General features: G+C 61.9%; 5 protein-coding genes. 3 read left to right on the top strand and 2 right to left on the bottom strand.

Annotation, left to right across the window (positions count from 1 at the left end; genetic code table 11):
* The first annotated feature begins 175 nt into the window (after positions 1-175).
* From HX846_RS27155 to HX846_RS27145, 3 genes are read left to right on the top strand one after another with little or no spacing between them, the layout of a single operon-like run.
* A complete protein-coding gene (locus HX846_RS27155; RefSeq protein ID WP_236260813.1) occupies positions 176-1,087 on the top strand; it encodes a fimbrial protein in 912 nt (303 codons plus the stop codon).
* A gap of 10 nt (positions 1,088-1,097) precedes the next feature.
* Positions 1,098-1,565, top strand: coding sequence for a fimbrial protein (locus tag HX846_RS27150; protein WP_003218898.1), 468 nt, complete (start codon positions 1,098-1,100; stop codon positions 1,563-1,565).
* Positions 1,562-2,056, top strand: a complete 495-nt coding sequence (locus HX846_RS27145; RefSeq protein ID WP_003218900.1) for a fimbrial protein — start codon at positions 1,562-1,564, stop codon at positions 2,054-2,056. Before HX846_RS27150 ends, HX846_RS27145 begins: the two co-directional genes overlap by 4 nt.
* Here HX846_RS27145 and HX846_RS27140 read toward each other — a convergent pair whose 3' ends face one another.
* Both HX846_RS27140 and HX846_RS27135 read right to left on the bottom strand, forming a co-directional pair.
* Positions 2,057-2,704, bottom strand: coding sequence for a response regulator (locus HX846_RS27140; RefSeq protein ID WP_017477281.1), 648 nt, complete (start codon positions 2,702-2,704; stop codon positions 2,057-2,059).
* 28 nt (positions 2,705-2,732) lie between these two features.
* The coding region (locus HX846_RS27135) for an ATP-binding protein (RefSeq protein WP_178966466.1) at positions 2,733-5,017 on the bottom strand (2,285 nt) is incomplete at its 5' end.

Here is a 5,017-nt window from a genome sequence, read left to right as displayed (position 1 = left end):
GCGTTCCTGACCGGCGTGCCGCCCGAGGCGCGGTTGTTGGTCAGCGTCGACGGCCAGCCGTGGTGCAGCCGTGAATTGAAGCTGGACGAAACATCGCCTGCCGACGGCGGCATCACCCAAATGAATATTCAATGTGAGCGCGCGGCCGGTGGGTCGGGTGCCAAGGATTCCTGACATGATCGTTAAAGCAACACATAAGGTGCGTGGACGGCTGATGCTTGCGCTGTTGTGCGCAGTATTGAGCTGCCTTTCACAACAGGCGCAAGCGTTGGTCGAAGGGAATCTCAACTGCACAGTGCCAGGCGTTCCGAGCGGCGGCTACACGTTTACACCGGGCCAGGCGATCAGGATCGTCTTCGAGGGCACGTGCACCGTTCGCCGCGCATTCCCCTATTCAGCCGGTTTAAATACGCGAATCAACTACATGAGCGGCCCGAATCAAGCCCCGTTGAGATGGTCCGACCCGTATAACAACATCTATTTATACGATCTGAATATCGGCCAATACAGCCGCAATTGCCTGGGCGGCTACTGCCGGCCTCTACCCCTTAATACTGTGGTGCCTTACCGCTACATTCTGGTGGGCACAGCACCCCAAACTGCAGGCACACGTTGGATAGGGGTGTTGCTGGGCGTTACCTCGGAAAACTGGCTGGGTTATGGCGAGTGGTTTCTTAACACAGGGTTTTCATACACCGTAGTCCCGCCTGCCTGCAGCCTGAGTTCACCCGGCAGCGTCAACCTGCGCTTCGGCTCTATCAGCAACAGCGACCTCAATAACCAGATGCAGTCGACCACAGTGTCAATTAAATGCTCGGCGCAGATGCGAGCCAACGTCTACCTGCTTCCAAACCAGACGGTAGTCAGCCCTACTACCGGTGTGACGCGCACCTCGCTGGCAGGTTTGAACATGCAGGCGCTGTGGACCGACACCCTGAACCCGGTGAACTTCACTACCCCGCGCTTTATGCAGTTACGCGTGGGCAGCAATGACGTAAACCTGAGCTTCAAGCCACAACTGGCGGCCGGGCAATCACCGACGGGTGCGTTTCAGAGCCAATACACGCTGAACATCGACTATCAATGAGGGCCTTGCCATGAAAACTCCACTGCTCGCCCTGATGCTGCTCAGCAGCACCGCTCACGCTGCCGACGTGGTGAATATCACCGTCAGCGGCACCCTCACCCGCCCACCGTGCGTATTGAGTACCGGCACAACCCTGACCGCCGCATTTGGCGACGTGCGTACTGACCAGGTGGCGACCACCGGCACTGTGGAAGTGCCGGTGCGCTTGAAGTGCTCGTCGGGTTCTTCGCTAAATGTCAGCTTCACGTCCAATAACGGCACCTACACCTCCACCGTGGCCAAGACCACGGCGGATAACCTCGGTGTGTCGTTGCTGTGGGCGGACAACACGGCGGCAAACCTCAATGGCACCGTCAAGAAATACACCAACCTCAGCGGCGACGTGGATATCAGCCTCAAGGCGCAACTGGTCGAACGCGGCACGCTGGCGCCGGGCGCGTTCACCTCGTCGATGGTCATGACCCTCAATTACCTATGAAAGCGCTCGCCTGGATGCTGCTGGCCGTAGCCAGCACCGCCCTTGCGCAAGCGGCGGAAGAAGCGCAGATCGACGTCAGCGGCAAGCTGACCGCACCGCCGTGCACCGCAAGGTTTCCGAGTACGCAACAGGTGGACCTGGGCAAGGTCAACCTCAACCAGTTGGCCGACGGCAGCACCGTCGCCACCGATGTGCCGCTGGTCTTCGACTGTCAGGCGGGCGCTCAGGTCGAGCTGAGTTTGTCGGCGGGCATGGCCCGGGCCCTCACCGTCAGCCCGGTGCTGCTCACCAATCTCCCATCCCTGGGGTTGCAGGTGCAATTGCGTGACAAGACCGACAAGCCGGGGATCGGCCTGGGCCAAACCGGCACCTGGCCGGTAGAAGACGAACCGTTGGCGCTGACCCTGCGCGTCAAGCCCGTGTCCCTGGGCGAGCTGCCCGAGGCGGGTAGCTACAAAGCCACCCTGTTGATGCAGATGACGTACCGCTGATTACTGAAACTGCCGGGCTTCGATGCAATAGGTCAGCAGCGCCTGGTCACTGTCCACCTCCAGCTTGCGCATGGCCGAAATCTTCTGCGCGCTGACGGTCTTGTTGCTGCGGCTCAACTGCCGCGCGATATCGCTCACGCTCATGCCCGTCACGAATAAACGCAGCACTTCCATCTCCCGTGGCGACAGGCTCTGGAAGCGCGCCTGCACCTGGGTCACATTGGCCAAGACCGAAGTCGCGGCGGGCTCCGGTGCGCGGTAACTGCGCTGGGCACTGATCGCGCCGAGGGCCTTTTCGATCTCGCCGTGCAGGTGGTTCTTCTGGATCACCCCGGCCACACCCAATTCCTGCAAGCGGGTGAGAATCAGGCTGTTGGAAATCATGGTCAGCACCAGCACCTGGGTCGCGGGAAAGTGACGCAGGATGTACTCGATCAGCTTCAACCCATCGCCATAGGTGTCGTCACCCGGCATGTTGAAATCGGTGATCAGGACTTGCGGCCGGTGCTTGCGCAACTGCTCGATCAGTTGACTGGAACTGACCGCCTCGCCCACCAGGCTGTAGCGTGAATCACGCTGCACAATTTCGCGCACGCCCACCAGTACGATCGGGTGGTCATCGGCGATCACAACGTTCATTTCTCGCATTCTTTATCTTCCTTGTAATGGGCTTTCATCAAGTTTGCGACTCTGCCAGCAAGCACTGCGCAACCGCTGTAAGCCGTGCGCACACGCCTCGAATCTGCGTGGTGGCGTATGTATCCAGCGGTGCGTCGTACAGGGTGTTCTCCCATGCCTGACAAGCGCTGGACAGTTCCCCGGCACGCACACTGGCCAGCGCGCCGTTGAGGCTGTGCAAACGCTCACGTACGAGGGTGGCATCGCCGGCCGTCAGGCCTTGTTCGATCTGCTGCACATCCACCAGCAACGTGTCGGCCATCAGTTGGCGCATGGCCGGGGAAAGCTCGATCCAGCCTTCGCGGTCCCGGTCCACCTGCACCACCGGCAAGGCCGTGGCTCGCCGGCAGTGCGCCATTAACGCCTGGCGCAGCATGCTCAGGCTCAGCGGTTTGACCACCCACGCGTTCATGCCCACCGCCAGGCACCGCTCGCCCTCCTCGCGCAGGGCATTGGCGGTGACGCCGATGATCGGCACCTGGACGCCTTGTTCACGCAACGCGCGGGCCAGGTCGTAGCCGTTGAGGCGCGGCATATTGATGTCGGTGATCACCAGGTCGAACGGCTGCGAACCCCAGATTTGCAGCGCATGCTCGCCGTCACGCGCTACGGTGGGGTGGGCGCCAAGGGCCTCGAGCTGTTCTTGCAGCACGGCCTGGCTGACCGGGTTGTCTTCGGCGACCAGCACGCGCACGTTCAGGCACGGTGCGTCCAGGCACGGCGGCATCGGCGGTTGTTCCGCAGAGGGCAGGGTTTCCTGAAGCACCGGCAAGGTGATGAACAGCGAAAAACTGCTGCCCAACCCTGGCTCGCTGACCACGCGCATGCTGCCGCCCATCAACTCACTCAAGCGCGAGCAGATAGACAGGCCCAGGCCGGCGCCATTGCCGTCCTGGTCGCCCGCTACCTGATAAAACGGCTTGAACAACTGGTCCAGCGCCTTTTCCGGAATGCCCACGCCGGTGTCAGTGACCTGCCATTGCAGGGTCACTTTATCGTCAAGTAGTTGCTGCACCATCAGGCGCAAACGCACGCGCCCGGAGTCGGTGAACTTGATCGCGTTGCCCAGCAGGTTATGCAGGACCTGCCGGATGCGGCCAGCATCGCCAAGCAGTTGCGGCGGTAGCAGCGGGTCGATCTCGGCATCGATCTGCAAGCCTTTATTGCGCGCGGTCGCGCTGAACGCCAACACCGATTCCGCCACCAACTGGCCCGGGCTGAACGGCGCCGCTTCCACGGCCATTTGCCCGGATTCGATTTTCGATACATCCAGTACGTTGCTGATCAACTGGAACAGCACAGTGGACGAACCCTGGATAATTTCCAGGTAGTGGCGCTGGCGCTCGCTCATGTCGGTCAGGGCCATCAGTTCCAGGTTGCCGAGCACGCCGTACAGCGGGGTGCGGATTTCATGGCTCATGGTTGCCAGGAACACGGTTTTGGCCTCGTTGGCTTCGGTGGCTTCCTGGCGCGCCTGGGTCAGCAACTGGGCCTCGTCCACGTGTCGGGTGATGTCGTTGCAGCCGCAGAGGAACACGTCCTCACCTTCGTACCGCGCCGCCACCACCACGACCTGCAAGTACCGCCCCTCCACCGCCAGGCACATCTCGCCGGGGGTGTCCGGGCCATCGTTGGCCTTGAGCACGTCGAGCAGCGGTGCGGTGCCCTGCAATTGCAGCGCGCGCTGGTTTTCCAGGAGTAACTGGTGATCGCTGCGGCGCACTACGCACAATCCCACCGGGGCGTTGTGCAGCATGATGCGGTTGAATGCCTCGCTCTCGAACAGACGCTCCTGCGCGCGTTGCGCCGGGCTGACGATGCGGGTCTTGTACCAATGGTTGATCCACCAGCCCAGCAGCACGGCCGCCAGAAACGTCAGGCCAAGGCCCAGCAGCGGCCATTTGGCGTAGCGCAGGAAATCCTGATAGCTGATGGCGTACAGGCCGGTCCAGTGCTCGCCACCCTCGCTGAGCATCTTGAAGCGCAAACCCTGGCTGTTGAAGCTCAGGCCCAGGGGCGCCATGTGTTCATCGCCGAGGCTGCCGAGCAACACGTCGCCCTGGGGCGAGATCAGGGTGAACTGGTTGTAGACCGACAGTTGCAGTACTCGCTCGATTTCGTCGACCTGCGAGGTGTCCACCACCGCCGCCAGCGTGAGCAGGCCCTGAGGCTGATTGGCCGGCAATACGGCGGCAGGCGCGTCGAGGCCGATCATCGCGACCACGCTGCGGCTGTTCTGGTACAACTGCGGCGGCGCACGCATCCAGCGCACGCGGCTGTCGG

This window comes from Pseudomonas sp. K5002 (assembly GCF_013386655.1).
Taxonomy (GTDB): Bacteria; Pseudomonadota; Gammaproteobacteria; order Pseudomonadales; family Pseudomonadaceae; genus Aquipseudomonas.
Note: the sequence above shows the minus strand (reverse complement) of the source record. Positions and strands in the feature narration are given on the sequence as shown.

Bases quoted from the DNA above. Each gene is read 5' to 3' on its own strand.
- HX846_RS27150 (WP_003218898.1), top strand. From the start codon at position 1,098: ATGAAAACTCCACTGCTCGCCCTGATGCTGCTCAGCAGCACCGCTCAC.
- HX846_RS27155 (WP_236260813.1), top strand. From the start codon at position 176: ATGATCGTTAAAGCAACACATAAGGTGCGTGGACGGCTGATGCTTGCG.
- HX846_RS27145 (WP_003218900.1), top strand. From the start codon at position 1,562: ATGAAAGCGCTCGCCTGGATGCTGCTGGCCGTAGCCAGCACCGCCCTT.
- HX846_RS27140 (WP_017477281.1), bottom strand. From the start codon at position 2,704: ATGCGAGAAATGAACGTTGTGATCGCCGATGACCACCCGATCGTACTG.